This is a genomic window from Agrococcus citreus (assembly GCF_039527715.1).
Taxonomy (GTDB): Bacteria; Actinomycetota; Actinomycetes; order Actinomycetales; family Microbacteriaceae; genus Agrococcus; species Agrococcus citreus.
Genome location: NZ_BAAAKK010000001.1, coordinates 427,640 through 445,645, shown reverse-complemented (window position 1 = coordinate 445,645; position 18,006 = coordinate 427,640). Strand labels below are relative to the sequence as shown.

The 18,006-nt window shown below is 72.3% G+C and carries 17 protein-coding genes; 2 read left to right on the top strand and 15 right to left on the bottom strand.

Annotated features, from left to right (window positions below; all coding sequences use genetic code 11):
• Positions 1-64 precede the first annotated feature (64 nt).
• From ABD106_RS02190 to ABD106_RS02160, 7 genes are read right to left on the bottom strand one after another with little or no spacing between them, the layout of a single operon-like run.
• Positions 65-1,066: a sugar phosphate isomerase/epimerase family protein gene (locus ABD106_RS02190; RefSeq protein WP_343916848.1), complete on the bottom strand. Its 1,002-nt coding sequence runs from the start codon at positions 1,064-1,066 to the stop codon at positions 65-67.
• On the bottom strand, positions 1,063-2,220 hold the full coding sequence (locus tag ABD106_RS02185) for a Gfo/Idh/MocA family protein (protein ID WP_343916846.1): 1,158 nt from the start codon (positions 2,218-2,220) through the stop codon (positions 1,063-1,065). The genes ABD106_RS02190 and ABD106_RS02185 overlap by 4 nt, the downstream gene beginning before the upstream one ends.
• On the bottom strand, positions 2,217-3,071 hold the full coding sequence (locus ABD106_RS02180; protein ID WP_343916844.1) for a sugar phosphate isomerase/epimerase family protein: 855 nt from the start codon (positions 3,069-3,071) through the stop codon (positions 2,217-2,219). The genes ABD106_RS02185 and ABD106_RS02180 overlap by 4 nt, the downstream gene beginning before the upstream one ends.
• A gap of 56 nt (positions 3,072-3,127) precedes the next feature.
• Complete coding sequence (locus ABD106_RS02175; protein ID WP_343917866.1) at positions 3,128-4,345, bottom strand: substrate-binding domain-containing protein; 1,218 nt, start codon at positions 4,343-4,345, stop codon at positions 3,128-3,130.
• 11 nt (positions 4,346-4,356) lie between these two features.
• The gene (locus ABD106_RS02170) at positions 4,357-5,385 is read right to left on the bottom strand and encodes an ABC transporter permease (RefSeq protein ID WP_343916842.1); all 1,029 of its coding nucleotides are present in this window, start codon (positions 5,383-5,385) and stop codon (positions 4,357-4,359) included.
• Positions 5,382-6,398 (bottom strand): ABC transporter permease, encoded by a 1,017-nt coding sequence (locus tag ABD106_RS02165; RefSeq protein WP_343916840.1) that lies wholly within the window; start codon positions 6,396-6,398, stop codon positions 5,382-5,384. Before ABD106_RS02165 ends, ABD106_RS02170 begins: the two co-directional genes overlap by 4 nt.
• Positions 6,395-7,906 (bottom strand): sugar ABC transporter ATP-binding protein, encoded by a 1,512-nt coding sequence (locus ABD106_RS02160; RefSeq protein WP_343917864.1) that lies wholly within the window; start codon positions 7,904-7,906, stop codon positions 6,395-6,397. Before ABD106_RS02160 ends, ABD106_RS02165 begins: the two co-directional genes overlap by 4 nt.
• A 112-nt stretch (positions 7,907-8,018) precedes the next feature.
• Between ABD106_RS02160 and ABD106_RS02155 the strand changes: the two genes are divergently transcribed.
• Positions 8,019-9,173: an ROK family transcriptional regulator gene (locus ABD106_RS02155; RefSeq protein WP_343916838.1), complete on the top strand. Its 1,155-nt coding sequence runs from the start codon at positions 8,019-8,021 to the stop codon at positions 9,171-9,173.
• A gap of 12 nt (positions 9,174-9,185) precedes the next feature.
• Here ABD106_RS02155 and ABD106_RS02150 read toward each other — a convergent pair whose 3' ends face one another.
• Genes ABD106_RS02150 through ruvA form a run of 6 tightly spaced genes read right to left on the bottom strand, consistent with a single transcriptional unit; the run spans position 9,186 to position 16,140 of the window.
• On the bottom strand, positions 9,186-11,414 hold the full coding sequence (locus tag ABD106_RS02150) for a RelA/SpoT family protein (RefSeq protein ID WP_343916836.1): 2,229 nt from the start codon (positions 11,412-11,414) through the stop codon (positions 9,186-9,188).
• A gap of 47 nt (positions 11,415-11,461) precedes the next feature.
• Complete coding sequence (gene secF, locus ABD106_RS02145; RefSeq protein ID WP_343916834.1) at positions 11,462-12,433, bottom strand: protein translocase subunit SecF; 972 nt, start codon at positions 12,431-12,433, stop codon at positions 11,462-11,464.
• Positions 12,433-14,097 (bottom strand): protein translocase subunit SecD, encoded by a 1,665-nt coding sequence (gene secD / locus ABD106_RS02140; protein WP_343916832.1) that lies wholly within the window; start codon positions 14,095-14,097, stop codon positions 12,433-12,435. The genes secF and secD overlap by 1 nt, the downstream gene beginning before the upstream one ends.
• A 3-nt stretch (positions 14,098-14,100) precedes the next feature.
• Positions 14,101-14,526: a preprotein translocase subunit YajC gene (gene yajC, locus ABD106_RS02135; protein WP_343916830.1), complete on the bottom strand. Its 426-nt coding sequence runs from the start codon at positions 14,524-14,526 to the stop codon at positions 14,101-14,103.
• Positions 14,527-14,533: 7 nt separating this feature from the next.
• Positions 14,534-15,547 carry a Holliday junction branch migration DNA helicase RuvB gene (gene ruvB, locus ABD106_RS02130; RefSeq protein WP_343916828.1) on the bottom strand — a complete coding sequence of 338 codons (1,014 nt, stop codon included), beginning with the start codon at positions 15,545-15,547 and terminating at the stop codon, positions 14,534-14,536.
• Positions 15,544-16,140: a Holliday junction branch migration protein RuvA gene (ruvA, locus tag ABD106_RS02125; RefSeq protein WP_343916826.1), complete on the bottom strand. Its 597-nt coding sequence runs from the start codon at positions 16,138-16,140 to the stop codon at positions 15,544-15,546. Before ruvA ends, ruvB begins: the two co-directional genes overlap by 4 nt.
• Positions 16,141-16,242: 102 nt before the next feature.
• Between ruvA and ABD106_RS02120 the strand changes: the two genes are divergently transcribed.
• A complete protein-coding gene (locus tag ABD106_RS02120) occupies positions 16,243-16,419 on the top strand; it encodes a hypothetical protein (RefSeq protein WP_343916824.1) in 177 nt (58 codons plus the stop codon).
• Positions 16,420-16,428: 9 nt separating this feature from the next.
• Here the strand turns inward: ABD106_RS02120 and ruvC are convergent, their stop codons facing one another.
• Both ruvC and ABD106_RS02110 read right to left on the bottom strand, forming a co-directional pair.
• Complete coding sequence (gene ruvC / locus ABD106_RS02115; RefSeq protein WP_343917862.1) at positions 16,429-16,989, bottom strand: crossover junction endodeoxyribonuclease RuvC; 561 nt, start codon at positions 16,987-16,989, stop codon at positions 16,429-16,431.
• A gap of 15 nt (positions 16,990-17,004) precedes the next feature.
• Complete coding sequence (locus ABD106_RS02110; protein ID WP_343916822.1) at positions 17,005-17,766, bottom strand: YebC/PmpR family DNA-binding transcriptional regulator; 762 nt, start codon at positions 17,764-17,766, stop codon at positions 17,005-17,007.
• Positions 17,767-18,006 lie beyond the last annotated feature (240 nt).

The window sequence follows — 18,006 nt, the reverse complement described above, 5'->3', positions numbered from 1 at the left end:
GCAGCGCCGGCCTTCGTCGTCCCGGGCCGAAGCCGCACGGCCGCAGCTCGCCGTCAGCCCGCCATCACCCCTGCCCGAAGGCGGCGTCGAAGCGCGCGGTCGAGGGGTCGAGGTCGAACCGCCGCAAGGCGGTCAGGGCCTCCGGGGCGCCCTGCATGCGGTCCATGCCCGCGTCCTCCCACTCGATCGAGATCGGGCCGTCGTAGCCGATCGCGGTGAGGGTGCGGAACGCGTCGCCCCACGGCACGTCGCCGCGCCCGGCCGAGACGAAGTCCCAGCCCCGGCGCGGGTGCCCCCACGGCAGGTGCGACGAGAGGATGCCGGCGCGGCCGTCGCCCATGCGCATCCGGGTGTCCTTGCAGTCGACGTGGAAGATGCGGTCGGCGAAGTCCGACAGGAACGCGACGGGGTCGATGCCCTGCCAGAGCATGTGGCTCGGGTCCCAGTTCAGGCCGAACGACGCGCGGTGGCCGATCGCCTCGAGCGCGCGCACGGTCGACCAGTGGTCGTAGGCGATCTCGCTCGGGTGCACCTCGTGCGCGAACCGCACGCCGCACTCCTCGAAGACGTCGAGGATCGGGTGCCAGCGCTCGGCGAAGTCGTCGTAGCCGCGATCGATCACCGCGTCGGGGACGGGCGGGAACTGCGCGACGTACTGCCAGATCGACGAGCCGGTGAAGCCGACGACGGTGCCGACGCCGAGCGCGCGCGCCATGCGGGCGGTGTCCATGAGCTCGGCGGCGGCTCGCTGCCGCACGCCCTCCGGGTCTCCGTCGCCCCAGACGCGCGAGCGCACGATCGCCTCGTGCCGGAAGTCGATCGGGTCGTCGCACACGGCCTGGCCGTGCAGGTGGTTCGAGATCGCCCACACCTGCAGCCCGTTGCGCTCGAGGATCTCGCGCCGGCCCGCGACGTACTCGGCGTCGTCCCAGCGCGAGGCGTCGAGGTGGTCGCCCCAGCAGGCGATCTCGAGCCCGTCGTAGCCCCAGGAGCCCGCGAGGCGCGCGACCTCCTCGAACGGCAGGTCGGCCCACTGGCCGGTGAAGAGGGTGAACGGTCGCGTCATCGCTGGCTCGTCTCTGTCGGGGTCTCGTCGTGGCCGGGCAGCCCGATCCTCGCACCGTCGACGGCCGCGCTGCGCTCGATCGCGTCGAGCACCCGCTGCACCGCGAGCCCGTCGGCGAACGACGGCGACGGCGGGGTGCCGCGCTCGATGGCGCGCAGCAGCTCCGCGGCCTGCATGACGAACGTGCTGTCCCAGCCGAGCGCGTGCCCGGGCGGCCACCACCCGGAGAGGTGCGGATGCTCGGCCTCGGTGACGAGGAGGCGCGCCGGCCACCCGTCTCGGCCCTGGGTGACGGTCAGCTCGTTGAGGCGCTCGAGGTCGAAGGCGAGCGCGCCGTCGGTGCCGTGCACCTCGAGCTGCAGCGCGTTCTTGCGCCCGACCGCCACGCGGGAGACCTCGAGCGAGGCGGTCGCGCCGCCGTCGAGGTCGAGCAGCGCCCAGGCGGCGTCGTCGACCGTCACGCGCTCGGGCCCGTCGGAGCCGCGCCGCTCGGGCTCGAAGGTGCGGAGGGCGCCGCGCACGCCGACGACGGCGCTGCCGGTGAGCGCGCGGATCTGGTCGACGACGTGCGAGCCGAGGTCGCCGAGCGCGCCGGAGCCGGCCGTCTCGGCGCGCAGCCGCCAGGTCATCGGCGCCGCCGGGTCGGCGAGCCAGTCCTGCAGGTAGGCGGCGCGGATGCTGCGCACCCGACCGATGCGACCTGCGGCGATGAGCTCGCGAGCGAGCGCGAGCGCGGGCACGCGCCGGTAGTTGAAGCCCACCATCGAGGCGCCGCTCGCGCGCTCGGCGGCCGCGACCATCCGCTCGGCCTGCTCGAGGTCGAGCGCGAGCGGCTTCTCGATGAGCACGTGCTTGCCGGCCTCGAGCGCCGCGATCGCCATCTCTGCGTGCAGGTGCCCGGGTGTGCAGATGTCGACGACGTCGATGTCGTCGCGCTCGAGCACCGCGCGCCAGTCGGTCGACGCCTCCTGCCAGCCGAGGGAGCGGGCTGCGCGCTCGGTGCGGGCGGGGTCGGCGCCGCACAGCACCCGCATCGCGACCGCCGGCACGTCGTCGAACACCGCACCGACGTTGCGCCACGCCGCCGAGTGCGCGCGACCCATGAACGCCGTGCCGAGCACGGCGACCCCGAGCGGGGCGCGGCTGCCGCTCATGCTGCCTCCAGTGCGCGCAGGAACGCGAGGCCGTCGCTCGCGAGGTCGTCCTGCGTCGCAGCGAGCGGTCGCCAGATCGACGCGGCGACCGCGATCGCGGCGTTCTCACCCGTGAAGCTCTCGATCACGAGCGGGCCCCGGTAGTCGATCGCGTCGAGCGCATCGCGCACCTCGGGCCAGTCGGTCTGGTCGCCGCCGGGTGCCCCGCGGTCGCTGCCGCACACCTGCACGTGCACGACGTGCTCCCCCGCCGTCCGGATGGCGCCGCCGGTCGAGCGCTCCTCGATGCCGAGGTGGTACGTGTCGAGCGCGAGCCCGAGGTGCTCGCCGAGCATCGGCTCGAGCGCGTCGAGGCTCTGCTCGACGGTCGTGAGCAGCGACGTCTCGTAGCGGTTGAGCGGCTCGATGCCGATCCGCACGCCCCGGTCGGCGGCGTGCGCCACCACGGGTGCGAGGTGCTCGCGCAGCTGCCGCACCGTCGCCGCGCGCTCGTCGGCATCCATCCGCCACGTGCGACCCGTCTCGGCCGTGAACGGCCCGCAGACGGCGGGAGCGCTGATCTCGGCAGCGAGGTCGATGCACGACCGCAGGTACGCCTGCGTCGCGGCGATCGCCCCGCCGTCGGCGCCGACGAGCGCGCGGCCGGGCGCCATCGCGCCGACGACGCTCGCCCCGAGCACGTGCTGCTCGAGCAGCGGCAGCAGCGCGGCAGCGGTGAGGTCGCCGGGCTGCTCGAGCGGCAGTTCGACCACGTCGAAGCCGAGCTCGGCGATGTGCGCGAGGTGCTGCGGCGCGTTGGCATCGCGCAGCGGCGAGGTCCACACCCACGTGTTGATTCCGATGCGGCGCACTCGCGCCTCCTTCCGAGGAGCCGGGTCCCGCGCGCCGCGCGGGACCCGGCCGGGGATCAGCGGTCCTGCCAGGCCTCGGGGAAGCCCGGGAGGTCGCTGCCGCCGAAGCGGGCGTAGTGCCCGTCGGGCATGCCCTCGTTCGCGGCGAGGGCGTCGCTGCGCTCCTCCTCCGTGATCGGCGTCTGCGGCAGCACCCACTCGCTCGGCACCGGCTCGCCGTTCGCGATCATCTCGACCGCGAGCAACGGTGTGCGCCACTGGAAGTTCGAGTAGACCGGAGCGAGGCCGGTCAGGCCCGTCTCCTCCCAGGCGCGGAGGAAGCTCATCTCGTCCTCGCCCGTCATGACGGGCAGCTCCGCGCCGGCGTCCTCGAACGCCTCGATCGCCGCGACGGCGCCGTCGCCCGCGTCCATCCACACGCCGTGCACGTCGCCCGACGAGAGCGCGTCGGTGATGATGCTCTTGATCTCGGTCGGGTCGGCGCCGGTGAAGAAGTCGTCGACGTTCATGCCGGCCTCCGTGAGCAGCCGGTCGGCGGCCGCCCAGCGGTGCTCGAGCACGTCGACCCCGGGCAGGATGCGCAGCGCGACGATGTTGGAGCCCGGCTCGAGGTTGTCGATGAGGAACTCGGCCGTGTCGATGCCCCACGCGTAGCCGCCGATGGGGTGGATGAAGGTCGTCGCGCAATCGGTGTCGACGCCGCGGTCGAACACGATCACCGGTCGGCCCGTCTCGCACGCGCGCTCGACGGCGGGCGTGAGCGCCGCGGTCGAGTTCGGCGAGATGATGAACACGTCGCAGTCGCCCTGCGCGATGAAGTAGTCGATGTCGGCGATCTGCGTGTTGTCGTCATCGCCGGCGTCGCGGACCTCCATCGACTCGACGACGCCCGACTCCTCGAGCACGGCGAGCTGCTGCTGCATCGTGATGAAGCCCGTCTGGCGCCAGGGGTTCGAGATCGACGCGTTCGCGAAGCACACGCGCATCGCCTCGTCGGTCGCCCACTCCGCCGTGTCGGTGGTCGGGCCATCGATGTACTGCAGCCAGGGCGTCTCGGGGTCGCCCTCGAAGGTCGCGGAGCGCTGCTCGAACTGCTCGTCGTAGACGGCCTGGTCGAACCACTCGCCGGAGGCCTGCGTCTCCGCGGGCGGGGCGCTGGTGTCGGGCTCGGTGGTCGCCGACGGGCTGACGGTCCCGTCGGTGCTGCATGCGGCGAGGATCGTCGCGGCGCTGAGGGCCGCGACGACGAGGCCCATCCTGCTCTTGCGCATCATCTGTCTCCTGATCATGTGATGGTGGTCGCCGGGCTGGATGCCGCGACGGGTCGGGATGTCGGGGTGGGGCGGCGGGCGGCGCGCCAGGCGACCGCGCCGAGCGCGACCGCGAGGATGATGATCGCTCCCTGCACGCTGGGCCGCCACGTGGCGTCGATGCCGACGATGTTGAGGAGCGTGAACAGCAGCTCGAGCGAGATCGCGCCCGCCGCCGCCGAGAGCACCCAGCCGCGGCCGCCGCCGAGCACCGCGCCGCCGAGCACGACGGCGGTGATGGCCTGGAACTCGTAGCCCGCGCCGACGCTCGGGTGCACGCCGGCGTAGCCGACGAGCAGGATGCCCGCCACGGTCGCGGCGAGCGACGAGAGCACGAACGCCGAGGTCTTCACGAGCACGGTGCGCGTGCCGGCAAGCCGTGCCGTGGTGGGGTTGTCGCCGACCGCGAGCAGCGTCTGCCCGAAGGGCGCCCGCATGACGAGCCAGGCGGCGATGCCGACCGCGACGAGGATGAGCACCGGGTAGGGCATGATGCCGGCGAGCAGGCCGCGGCCGATCTCGCGGAAGCTGTCGACGGGGTTGCCGGTCGCGGCGCCGCCGGTGAGGAAGCGCACGAAGCCGTACAGCGCGAGCATCATGCCGAGCGTGACGATGAAGCTCGGCACCTTCGCGACCGTCGTGAGCAGCCCGTTCACGACGCCCACGACGACGCCGACGACGAGCATGAGGGCGATGCCGGGCAGGATCATCGCCTCGTCCTGGCCGATGATGTTGCCCGCGATGACGACCTGCGTCGCGATCACCGCGCCCATCGAGAGGTCGAACTCCCCCGAGACGATGACGAAGAACTGGCCGATCGCGGCGATCGCGATGGGCGCCGTGCGCGCGAGGAAGCGCACGAGCTGCCCGGGCTCCGCGAAGTTCGGGTTGGCCGCGATCACGGCGATCAGCAGCACGACGAGCAGCACGAAGACGGCGCCGCTCGGGGTCGCGAGCGCGGCGAGGAAGCGCCGGCCGGGAGACCGCTGGGCTGTCGCGATCATCGATCCCCTCCCTTCCTGGCGAGGAACCTCGGTGGTCGCCGCTGGATGCTGCGCCAGGCGTAGAGGGCGACGGCGAGCACGATGACGGCGCCGCGGATGAAGTCCTTGAGGAACGGGTTCACCTCGAGCACGCTCATGACGTTGTCGAGCACCGCGAAGATCGCGACGCCGCCGATCGTGCCGAGCACGCTGCCGACGCCGCCCGAGAGCAGCGTGCCGCCGAGCACGACCGCGGCGATCGACATGAGGTCGTAGCCGCCCTGCGAGCCGATGGTCGGGCTGCCGACGGAGGTGCGCGAGAGCAGCAGCAGGCCGGCGAGACCCGCGAGCATCGAGCAGAGCGCGTGGGCGACGACGACGGGCACCTGCGTGCGCACGCCCGAGAGCCGCGCGATCGTCGCGCTGCCGCCGACGGCGTAGAGGTGGTGCCCGAGCCGCGTGCGGTGCAGCAGCAGCGACGCGAGCGCGGCGCACGCGAGCATGAGGAGCGTCGACAGCGGGATGCCGGCGACGAGCGTGGCGCCGATGAGCCGGAACTCGGGCGGGGCGGAGCCGAAGGAGCCCTGGAAGCTCGTGCCGAGCCAGCCGGAGATGATGAGCCCGACGCCGAGGGTGGCGATGAAGCCGTGGACCTTGAGCTTCGTGACGATGAGGCCGTTGACGACGCCGATGGCGCCGCACACGAGCAGCGCCGCGAGGATGCCGGGCACGATCCCGGCCGTGCCCTGCGCCATGATGCCGGCGCCGACGATCGACGCGGTGCTGACGACGTAGGGCACCGAGAGGTCGAGGCTGCCGGCGAGGATCACGAGCGTCTGCCCGATCGCGACGAAGCCGAGGATCGACATGAGCGTGAGCACGGCGGCGAGGTTGCCGGCAGTGAAGAACGGCTTGCCCGCGGCGGTCACGAGGATCGCGCTCAGCACGACCACGGCGGCGAGCACGAGGTAGACGATCGCGGTGGTCGACAGCCGCCGCTTGCGCACGGGGCGCTTGCCCGCGACGACGCTCATGCTGCGGCCGCCTCATCGGTCGCGCCGGCGGCGAGCGCGAGCACGTCCTCCTCGGTCGACGAGCTCGGCAGGGAGCCTGCGATGCGCCCGTCGCGCATGACGAGGATGCGGTCGCTCATGCCGAGCACCTCCGGAAGCTCGCTCGAGACCATGAGGATCGCGACGCCCGAGGCGGCGAGCCGCCGCATCACCTGGTAGACGCCGAACTTCGCGCCCACGTCGATGCCGCGCGTGGGCTCGTCCATGAGCATCACGCGCGGCGCGATGGCGAGCCACCGCGCGAGCACGACCTTCTGCTGGTTGCCGCCGGAGAGGAACTGCACCTCCTGGTCGAGGCCGCGAGCGGCGAGCGCGAGCTCGTCGAGCGTCGCGGGCAGCGCCGAGCGCGCCGCGCGCGACCGCGAGGGGAAGACCGCTCGGACGACGCCGAGGGCGTTCTGCAGCACCGACAGGTTGAGCGAGAGGCCCTGCCCCTTGCGGTCCTCGGTGATGAGGGCGAGACCGGCGCGCACCCCCTCGCGCGGCGACCGCGGCCGCAGCGCCGAGCCGTCCACGCGCATCGTGCCGCGCGTGAAGGGATCCGCCCCGAAGATGGCGCTCAGCAGCTCGGTGCGGCCCGCGCCCTGGAGGCCCGCGAGGCCGACGATCTCGCCCGCGCGCACCTCGAGCGACACGTCGTCGACGAAGCCGTTGCCGGCGCCCTCGAGCGCGAGCACGACCTCGCCGACGGCGCTGTCGGCGTCGCGGTCGGGGAAGAACGACGAGAGCTCGCGCCCCACCATGCGGCGCACGAGCTCGCGCTCGTCGAGCTCGCTCGCGGGCCAGCTGCCGACGAGGTGACCATCCTTGAGCACCGTGATGGTCGAGCACAGGTCGAACACTTCGCGCAGCCGGTGCGAGACGTAGAGGATCGCGATGCCGCGATCGGTGAGGCCGCGGATGATGCGGTACAGCAGCGTCACCTCGTGGTCGGCGAGGGCGGCGGTCGGCTCGTCCATCGAGATGACCTTCGCGTCGAGGCTGACGGCCTTGGCGATCTCGACGATCTGCTGCTCGGCGACCGAGAGCTGCCGCACGGGCAGCGCGGGGTCGAGGTCGGGCACGCCGATGCCCGTGAGCAGCTCCTGCGTCTCGCGCAGCATGCGACGGCGGTCGACGAGCGGCCCCTTGCGGGGCTCGCGCCCGAGCCAGACGTTCTCGGCGATCGAGCGATCGACCAGCAGGTTGAACTCCTGGTAGACGGTCGCGATGCCGGCGCGCTGCGCCTGCATCGGCGACGCGAACGCGACGGGCTGCCCGAGCAGCTCGAGCTCGCCCTCGTCGGGCTGGTTCGCCCCGGCCAGGATCTTCATGAGCGTCGACTTGCCCGCGCCGTTCTCGCCCACGAGGCCGTGGACCTCGCCGGCGTGCAGCTCGAGCCCCGCGCCGTGGAGCACCGTCGTGCCGAGGAACGACTGCACGAGCCCACTGGCGCGCAGCAGCGGCGCGCGCTGCGTCGCCGCATCCATGACGTCTTCGTCCACGGCGACACTGTGCCACGGACCCGGCACTTTTGTCGAGAGGTTGGCAAAAGTTGCGCGAAGCGTGTCGGAAGGGCCGAGATGTGCTTCACTGCCAAGCATGCGCACGAGCGAGGTCTTCCACCTGCTGCGCGACGGGCGCGCGCGGACGCGTTCCGAGCTCGCCCGCACGGCGGGCGTGGCGCGCTCGTCGGTCGCAGCGCACATCGAGGCGCTGACGCGCCTCGGCTACGTCGCCCCGGTCGGCGACGCCGCCTCGACCGGCGGCCGGCCCGCCTCGCTCTTCGCCCTCAACCCGCGTGCCCGCCTCGTCGCGGGCGTCGACGTCGGCGCGACGCACGTGATCGTCGAGCTCGCCGACCTCGGCGGCGCGCCCATCGCGACGGCGCGCACCGACCTCGACGTCGCGGAGGGCCCGGAGGTGGTGCTCGGCTGGGTGGTGGAGGCGGTGCGCCGGCTCGTCGACACCGAGGGGCGCGACCTGCACGACGTCGTGGCGCTCGGCATCGGCCTGCCCGGCCCCGTCGAGCACGCGACCGGCCGACCCATCAGCCCGCCGATCATGCCCGGCTGGCACCGCTTCGACGTCGCCGGCTGGCTGCGGGAGCAGCTCGGCTGCCCCGTGCTCGTCGACAACGACGTCAACATCATGGCGCTCGGCGAGCAGCGCACCGCGTGGCCCGAGGTCGACGACTTCGTGCTCGTGAAGGTCGCGACCGGCATCGGCGCGGGCCTCATCTCGGGCGGGCTGCTCCAGCGCGGCGCCCAGGGCACCGCGGGCGACCTCGGGCACGTGCGGGTGCCGGGCTCGACGGCGCCGTGCCGCTGCGGCAACGAGGGCTGCCTCGAAGCCGTCGCCGCGGGGCCCGCGATCGCGGCCGCGCTGCGCGCCCAAGGGCTCGACGTCGCCGGCACGGGCGACGTCGTCGCGCTCGCGCGCCGCGGCTCGCCCGAGGCCGCGCGGGCGCTGCGGCAGGCGGGTCGCGACCTCGGCGAGGTGCTCGCGACGCTCGTCAACCTCGTGAACCCATCGGTCATCGTCGTCGGCGGTCGGCTCGCGGGTGCCGGCGAGGATCTGCTCGCCGGCATCAGCGAGGTCGTCTATCGGCGCTCCCTGCCGCTCGCGACCGAGCACCTGCGCATCGCGGCGAGCACGACGCAGGCGGACGCGGCCGTGCGCGGCGCCGTCGCGCTCGCGATCGAGCACGCGGTCTCCCCCGCCGTGCTCGACGCCGAGACGCGCTCGCTCGACTGAGCCGCGCGGGCGTCAGCCGGTCGTGATCCGGTAGACGTCGTAGACGCCGTCGATGCGGCGCACCGCGTTCAGCACGTGGTCGAGGTGCGTGACGTCGCCCATCTCGAACGCGAAGCGGCTGAGCGCGAGCCGGTCGGTGCCGGTGTGCACGCTCGCCGAGAGGATGTTGACGTGGTGCTCGGTGAGCACGCGCGTGATGTCGCTCAGCAGGCCCGCGCGGTCGAGCGCCTCGACCTGGATGTTCACGAGGAACAGGCCCTTCGAGGTCGGCGCCCACTCGACCTCGATCATGCGCTCGGGCTCGGCGAGCAGCCCCTGCACGTTCGGGCACGAGCGCTGGTGGACGCTCACGCCCTGGCCGCGCGTGACGAAGCCGACGATCTCGTCGCCCGGCACGGGCGTGCAGCACTTCGAGAGCTTCACGAGGATGTCGTCGGCGCCCCGGACGAGCACGCCCGACGAGCTCGTCGACACCCGGGCGGCCGAGCGGGTCGGGAGCGCGGCCTCCGGCTCGTCGTCCTCGGCTCCCTCCTCGGCGCGGATCGCGGCGACGACCTTCTCGAGCACCGACTGGGTCGAGACGTGACCCTCCCCGACCGCTGCGTAGAGGCCGGTGACGTCGTCGTACTTCAGCTGCGCCGCGACCTGCGCGAACGCATCCCGCCCCATGAGCTTCTGCAGCGGCAGGTCGTGGCGGCGCATCGCCTTCGCGATCGCCTCCTTGCCGACCTCGACGGCCTCGTCGCGCCGCTCGCGCTGGAACCACTGGCGGATCTTGCTCCGCGCGCGCGGCGAGGTGACGAAGCCCTGCCAGTCCTGGCTCGGGCCCGCGTCGGGGTTCTTCGACGTCAGCACCTCGACGATGTCACCGGTGACGAGCTTCGTGTCGAGCGGCACGAGCCGGCCGTTGACCTTGGCCCCCATCGTGCGGTGCCCGACCTCGGTGTGCACGGCGTAGGCGAAGTCGACGGGCGTCGCCCCGGCCGGAAGGCCGATGACCTTGCCCTTCGGGGTGAAGACGTAGAGCTCCTTCGCCCCGATCTCGAACCGCAGGGAGTCGAGGAACTCGCCCGGGTCGGTCGTCTCCTCCTGCCAGTCGTTGATGTGCGCGAGCCACGCCATGTCGGTCGACGACATCGCGCCGCCGCCCTGCTTGTACTTCCAGTGCGCCGCGACGCCGTACTCCGCGCGCCGGTGCATCTCCTCCGTGCGGATCTGGATCTCGACGTGGTGGCCGCGCGGCCCGATGACGGTCGTGTGGAGCGATTGGTAGAGGTTGAACTTCGGCGTCGCGATGTAGTCCTTGAGCCGGCCGGGCATCGGCTGCCAGCGGGCGTGGATCGCGCCGAGCACGGCATAGCAGTCGCGCACCGACGGCACGATCACGCGCACGCCGACGAGGTCGTAGATGTCGGCGAAGTCGTGGCCGCGCAGCTGCATCTTGTTGTAGATCGAGTAGTACTGCTTCGGGCGACCGGCGATCCGGCCGCGGATCCTCGCGGCCTTCATGTCCTCGGTGAGGCCGGCCACGACGTCGTCGAGGTAGCGCTCGCGCTCGGGCGCGCGCGCCTCGACGAGGTTCTTGATCTCGAGGTAGACCTTGGGCTGCAGCACCGCGAACGACAGGTCCTCGAGCTCGACCTTGATCGTCTGGATGCCGAGCCGGTGGGCGAGCGGCGCGTAGATCTCGATCGTCTCGCGCGCCTTGCGCTGCGCCGACTCGTCCGAGACGAAGCCCCACGTGCGCGCGTTGTGCAGCCGGTCGGCGAGCTTGATGACGAGCACGCGGATGTCCTTCGACATCGCGACCACCATCTTGCGCACCGTCTCGGCCTGCGCGCTCTGCCCGTACTTGAGCTTGTCGAGCTTCGTCACGCCGTCGACGAGCATCGCGATCTCGTCGCCGAAGTCGGCCCGGCACTGCTCGAGCGTGTAGGTCGTGTCCTCGACCGTGTCGTGCAGCAGCGCGGCGGCGACGGTGATGGCGCCGATGCCGAGGTCGGCGAGGATCTGCGCGACCGCGACGGGGTGCGTGATGTACGGCTCGCCCGACTTGCGGTACTGGCCCTTGTGAGCCTCCTCCGCAACGATGTACGCGCGCTGGATGAGCCCGGTGTCGGCCTTCGGATGCTGCGACTTGACCGTGCGGATGAGCTCGTCGACCGCGCCGGCGCGGTGCGAGCGCGAGAAGAGGAAGGGCAGCAGCGTGCGGAAGCCGCCGGACGGCTGCGTCTCGCTCATGCCCCTCCTCCTCTCGTGTCAGGCCGGGTCGGTCTCGGGCTCCCGGGTCAGACGACCGCCCCGCGCTCGCTCCGGGGCTTGACCGCCTCGGCGGCGATCGTGTCGCCCTGCCGCAGCCAGGCGTAGACCGGAGCGGCGACGAACAGCGACGACCAGGTGCCGACGATCGTGCCGATGAAGAGCGCGAGCGAGATGTCGCGGAGCGTGCCGGCGCCGAGCAGGAAGGCGCCGATGAACAGGATCGACGCGATCGGCAGGGTGGCGACGATCGACGTGTTGATCGAGCGCACGATCGTCTGGTTCACCGCGAGGTTGATGTTGTCGAGCAGCTCGCCGCTCATGCCGGGCGCGGTGTTCTCGCGCACCTTGTCGAACACCACCACGGTGTCGTACAGCGAGTAGCCGAGGATCGTCAGGAAGCCGATGACGGCGGCCGGGGTCACCTCGAAGCCGATGATGCCGTAGACGCCCGCGGTGACGAGCAGGTCGAACGCGAGCGAGGCGAGCGCGGCGACCGACATCTTCCAGGTGCGGAAGTAGATCGCGAGCACGATCGAGACGAGCACGAGGAAGGTGACGAGCGCCTGCAGCGCCTGCTGCGTGACGTCCTGCCCCCACGACGGGCCGACGAACGAGAACGCGATGTCGCCCGTCTCGACCCCGTAGGTCTCGGCGAGCGCGCCGCGGATCTCGGCGGCCTGCTCCTCGGTGACGACGTCGGTCTGCACCCGCACGGTGTCGGAGCCGAGCGTCGCGACGCGCGCCTCCGAGTCGGGCACGACCGATTCGACCGCTTCGGAGGCGCCGTCCGTGCTCGCGTCGGTGAGGCCGGCGACGCGGAACTCGCTGCCGCCCGTGAACTCGATGCCGAAGACGAAGCCGCCGCGCAGCACCGTGCCGATCGCGAGCACGATGAGGATGCCGGCGGCGATCGACAGCCAGAACCTGCGCTTGGGCACGATTGGGAGCGACCGCTGCCCCGTGTAGAGCTCGTTGCCGATGGTGGTGAGGTTGGCCATCAGTTCTCCTTGCCGGTGCCGGTGCTGGTGCCAGCGCCGACGGCTGCCTTGCGCTCCGCGATGGTCTGGCGCTTCTGCGCCTCCCTCGACGAGCGGGCCGCGACGACCGGCTCGCGGAACTTCGCGCGCCCCCGGTAGACGGCGCCGAGCGCCTGCGGGTCGAGTCCGCTCAACCGGTGGCCCGACGAGAAGAAGCTCGTGCGGGACAGCAGGCGCAGGAGCGGATGCGTGAACAGCGCGACCACGACGATGTCGATGAAGGTCGTGATGCCGAGCGTGAACGCGAAGCCGCGCACGTTGCCGACCGAGAGCAGGTAGAGGATGACGGCGGCGAGGAAGCTGACGGCATCCGAGATCAGGATGGTGCGGAAGGCCCGCTTCCAGCCCGTCTCGAGCGCGCTCGAGAGGTGCTTGCCCTCGCGCAGCTCGTCGCGGATGCGCTCGAAGTAGACGATGAACGAGTCGGCGGTGATGCCGATCGCGATCACGAGGCCCGCGATGCCGGCGAGCGAGAGGCGGTAGCCCTCGGTGCTCGACAGGAAGGTGACGACGAGGTACGTCAGGATGCCGGCGACGCCGAGCGAGAGCACGACCACGAGGCCGAGCGCTCGGTACTGGAGCACCGAGTAGAGCACGACGAGGATGAGTCCGATGAGCCCCGCGAGCAGGCCCGCCTGCAGCTGGCTCGCGCCGAGCGTCGGCGAGATGGTCTCGTTCGACTGCACCTCGAAGCCGATCGGCAGGGCGCCGAAGCGCAGCTGGTCGGCGAGGCTCTGCGCGCCCTCCTGCGTGAAGCCGCCGGTGATCTGCGCGTTGCCGTCGGTGATGACGGCGTTCGAGGTGATCGGCATGAGCACGGTCGCGTCGAGCACGACGGCGAACTGGTTCTGCGGCTCGGGCAGGCCCGTGATGGCGCGCGTCACCGCGTCGAACGACGCCGGTCCGTCGCCGTCGAGCTCGAGGTTGACGCCCCAGCCGCCGGTCGCCTGGCCCTGGCTGTTCGTCGCGGCCGAGACCTGCGCGTCGGCGATGTCGGCGCCCTCGACCACGACGGGGCCGAGGATGAATCGCGCGGTGCCGTCGGTCGAGCACGTGACGTACGGCTGGTCGGCCGGCGCGACCTGGGTCGTGTCGACGTCGGCGCACTGGAAGGTGTCGAACGCGGACTGCACCTCGGGCGTGATCCACGCGAGGTCCCACGCGTTCTGCGGCGTCGCGGTGGGCTCGGCGCCCTCGGGCGCCGGCTCAGCGGTGGGCTCGGCGCCGGGCACGTTGGCCGCGGCGGATTGCAGGACGGGTCGGAACTCCATCTTGGCGCTCGCCTGGATGCGCTGCATCGTGGCGGCGTCGGGCTCGCCCGGCAGCGCGACGACGATGTTGCGGCCGCCCTGCGTCGTGATCTCGGCCTCGGAGACGCCGGAGGCGTCGACGCGCTGGCGGATGATCGCCACCGCCTGGTCGAGCTGCTCCTGCGTGACGGATGCGCCCTCGGCGAGCTGCGGCTCGAGCACGATCTGCGTGCCGCCCTCGAGGTCGAGCGCGAGGTTGGGCGTCCAGGAGCCGCCGCCCCACTGGACGGCGGAGAAGTTGACGCCGATGAGACCGGCGATCAGGACGACCAGCCAGATGAGGGCGCGACCGCCCCGCGTGCGAGCCTTCGCCACGGATCAGGCGCGGTCGCGCGGCTCGTCCGCGTCGCCGGCGTCGTCTGCGCGGTCGTCGAGGATCTCGGCGTGGTCGTCGACGACGCGTGCGAGGGTCTGGCGGTGGACGCGGATGACGGTGCCGGGGGCGATCTCGACGTGCGCCTCGTTGCGCTCCTCGTCGATCGACACGAGCTCTCCGAAGACGCCGAAGTTCGTCATGACCTCGGCGCCGGGCACCATCTTCGTCTGCAGGTCCTCGGCCTGCGCCTTCCGCTTCTTGTTGCTGCGGAACATGAAGAAGATCATCGCCGCGAGGACGACGAGCATGATGATCGTCAGCGGGTCCAGCGCGAACCCTTGCTGGGCGGTGGTCGTCGTCTGCAGGAACAGCATTCGGAAGAGGCCTCTCGAGGGTCGTTCGCCCTGCGCGGCTGCGCGCAGGACCAAGGACTGATCATACCCCGTCGAGGGTGTCGTCCCGCGCGACCGCGCGGGCGTGCCGCATGCCGCTCGCCGTGGCGATCCTGCCCCGCGGCGTGCGGCCGATGAGGCCCTCCCGCACGAGGAACGGCTCGACGACCGACTCGATCGTGTCGGCCTCCTCGCCCACCGCGGCGGCGAGCGTCGACAGCCCCACGGGGCCGCCCGCGAACCGGTGCGCGATCGCGTGCAGCACGGCGCGGTCGATGCGGTCGAGACCTGCCTCGTCGACGTCGTACAGCTCGAGCGCGGCGCGCACGCCGTCGATGTCGCTCGAGCCCGCGTGCACGAGCAGCCAGTCGCGCACGCGGCGCAGCAGGCGGTTGGCGATGCGGGGCGTGCCGCGCGACCGGCTCGCGAGCTCGGCGAGCGCGGCCGTCTCGAGGTCGAGCTCCATGAGCCGCGCGGAGCGCCCGAGCACGCGCTCGAGGTCGTCGGTCTCGTAGAACTCGAGGTGGGCCGTGAAGCCGAAGCGGTCGCGCAGCGGCGCCGGCAGCATGCCGGAGCGCGTCGTCGCGCCCACGAGCGTGAACGGCGCGAGCTCCAGCGGGATCGATGCCGCGCCCGCGCCCTTGCCGACCATGATGTCGATGCGGAAGTCCTCCATCGCGAGGTAGAGCATCTCCTCGGCGGAGCGCGCCATGCGGTGGATCTCGTCGATGAAGAGCACCTCCCCCGGTACGAGCGCCGAGAGCACGGCGGCGAGGTCGCCGGCGTGCTGGATGGCGGGACCGGAGGAGAAGCGGATGGGCCTGCCCGTCTCCTGCCCGATGATCATCGCGAGGGTGGTCTTGCCGAGCCCGGGCGGGCCGGCGAGCAGGATGTGATCGGGCGCGCGCTCCTGCATGCGCGCGGCCTGCAGCAGCACCTCGAGCTGCCCGCGCACTTTCGGCTGGCCGACGAACTCGGCGAGGCTCGTCGGCCGCAGCGCGCCCTCGAAGGCGATCTCGTCGGGCGTGACGGCGGGATCGATCAGCGGCTCGCTCACGGGCGCGCCGCCGGTCCGAGGATGGCGAGCGCGGCGCGCAGCAGCGCACCGCTCGACGCGGCGGCCTCGGGGGCCGCGACGGCCGCGCGCTCGATGGCGTCGGCCGCGGTGCGCTCGGGCCAGCCGAGCCCGGTGAGCGCGTCGAGCACGTCCGCTCGCGCGTCGGGCGCGGCGGCGCTGCGGGCGGCGGGCGCGACGACGAGCTTGCCGCTCAGCTGCAGGATGAGGAGCTTCGCGGTCTTCGGACCGATGCCGCTGACAGCCTTGAACGCGCGCTCGTCGCCCCCGTCGATCGCGCGGGCGAGCTCGACGGGGGTCAGCTGCGCGAGCACGCCGAGGGCCGACTTCGGGCCGACGCCCGTGACGCTCAGCAGCAGCTCGAAGGCGTCGAGCTCGGGCTCGGTCTCGAAGCCGTAGAGGGCGAGCTCGTCCTCGCGCACGACGAGGTGCGTGTGCAGCGCGATCGAGCGGCCGGCGACGGCGGCGAGCGAGGTCTGCGGCGTGACGGCGACGGCGAGGCCGACGCCGCCGACGCCGACGACGAGCCGCTGTCCGCGTGCGGACAGCACGGTTCCGTCGAGCCTCGAGATCACGCTCCGAGCCTAGGCCTGCGCGACGACCCGGGCGGCCTGCCGCGCCGACGGGCGCCCGCTGGTAGCCTGGCGTGACCCGCGGCCCACCCTCCAGGAGCTCTCATGCACGTCGTCCAGTTCGTCCTCCTCTTCCTGCTGCTCGTGGGCTCCTTCGTCGTCATGAGCTACGCGATCGGGGTGCCGGGACTCGAGGCCGTCATCTTCATCGTCGGGCTCTTCATGTTCATGGCGTCGATCCTCGGCGCGGTCGAGATCGGGCGCCGCGGCCTCCGCCGCTAGGACCGACCGCTAGCGCCGACCCCGCGCCGCGGCCTCGGCCGCGGCCCATGCCTGTTGCGCGCGCGTCGTGACGCCGACCGCGGCGCTCCCGGCGCGCGGCACGCGCGTGCGCCATCCCTCCGCGATCGCGATCGCGAGGGCATCCGCCGCGTCCGCGGGCTTCGGCGCGGTGTCGAGCCGCAGCAGCCGGCGCACCATCTCGGCCACCTGCTGCTTGTCAGCGGCGCCGTAGCCGGTGACGGCGGCCTTCACCTCGGTCGGCGTGAGCATCGCGATCGGGATCTGCCGCTCCGCCGCGGCGCGCAGCACGATGCCCGAGATCTGCGCGACGCCCATGACGCTGCGCAGGTTGGCCTGCGCGAAGACGCGCTCGAGCGCGATCGCGTCGGGCCGGTGGGCGTCGATCGCCGCCTCGACGCCGCGGCCGATGCGCAGGAGCCGCTGCTCGATCGGCTCCGCCGGGTCGGAGCGCACGACCTCGACGTGCACGAGCGTCGGCGAGCGGCGCTCGACGTCGACGACGCCCACGCCGCAGCGGGTCAGGCCGGGGTCGACGCCGAGCACGCGCACCGACGCCGGCACCGGCTACTCGTCCTCGTCGAGCTGCGCCTGCACCTCGGGGGTCAGGTCGTAGTTCGCGTAGATGTTCTGCACGTCCTCGCTGTCCTCGAGCGCGTCGATGAGGCGCAGCACCTTGCGCGCCGTCTCTGCGTCGACCTCGACCTTGAGGTTGGGGACGAACTCGATGTCGGCGGCGTCGTAGTCGATGCCCGCCTCCTGCAGCGACGTGCGGACCGCGACGAGGTCGCTCGGGTCGGAGAGGATCTCGAAGCCGCCGCCCTGGTCGGTGACCTCCTCGGCGCCCGCGTCGAGCACGGCGAGCAGGATGTCGTCCTCGGTGATCTCGTCGGTCTTCGTGACCGAGACGACGCCCTTGCGGGTGAAGTTGTAGGCGACGGAGCCCGGGTCTGCCATGGTGCCGCCATTGCGCGTCATGGCGGTGCGGACCTCGGCGGCAGCGCGGTTCTTGTTGTCGGTGAGGCACTCGACCATGAGCGCGACGCCGTTCTGCGCGTAGCCCTCGTACATGATCGTCGTGTAGTCGATCGACTCGCCCGTGAGCCCAGCGCCGCGCTTGATGGCGCGGTCGATGTTGTCGTTCGGGACGCTGGTCTTCTTGGCCTTCTGCACGGCGTCGACGAGCGTCGGGTTGCCCGACATGTCGGCGCCGCCGATCTTCGCGGCGACCTCGATGTTCTTGATGAGCTTCGCGAACGACTTCGCGCGGCGGGCGTCGATGACGGCCTTCTTGTGCTTGGTCGTGGCCCACTTGGAATGTCCGGACATGCGTGCTTCCTGTTCGCGAGACGGGGAGCGCCCATTCTACGCGCGAGCGGCCGAGCGCTCGCGCGCGGCTCACATCGGCTCGCCGCGCACGCCCGCGGCGCGCAGCTCGAGCGCGGCGAGCGCCCGCATCGCGGGCTCGTCGGCGGTGCGCAGCGCCGCGACGGGGTCGGGCACCGCCCCCAGCAGCCTCGCCGTCGGCTGGCCGACGATCGCGCGCAACGCGAGCAGGTCGCGGCCGGT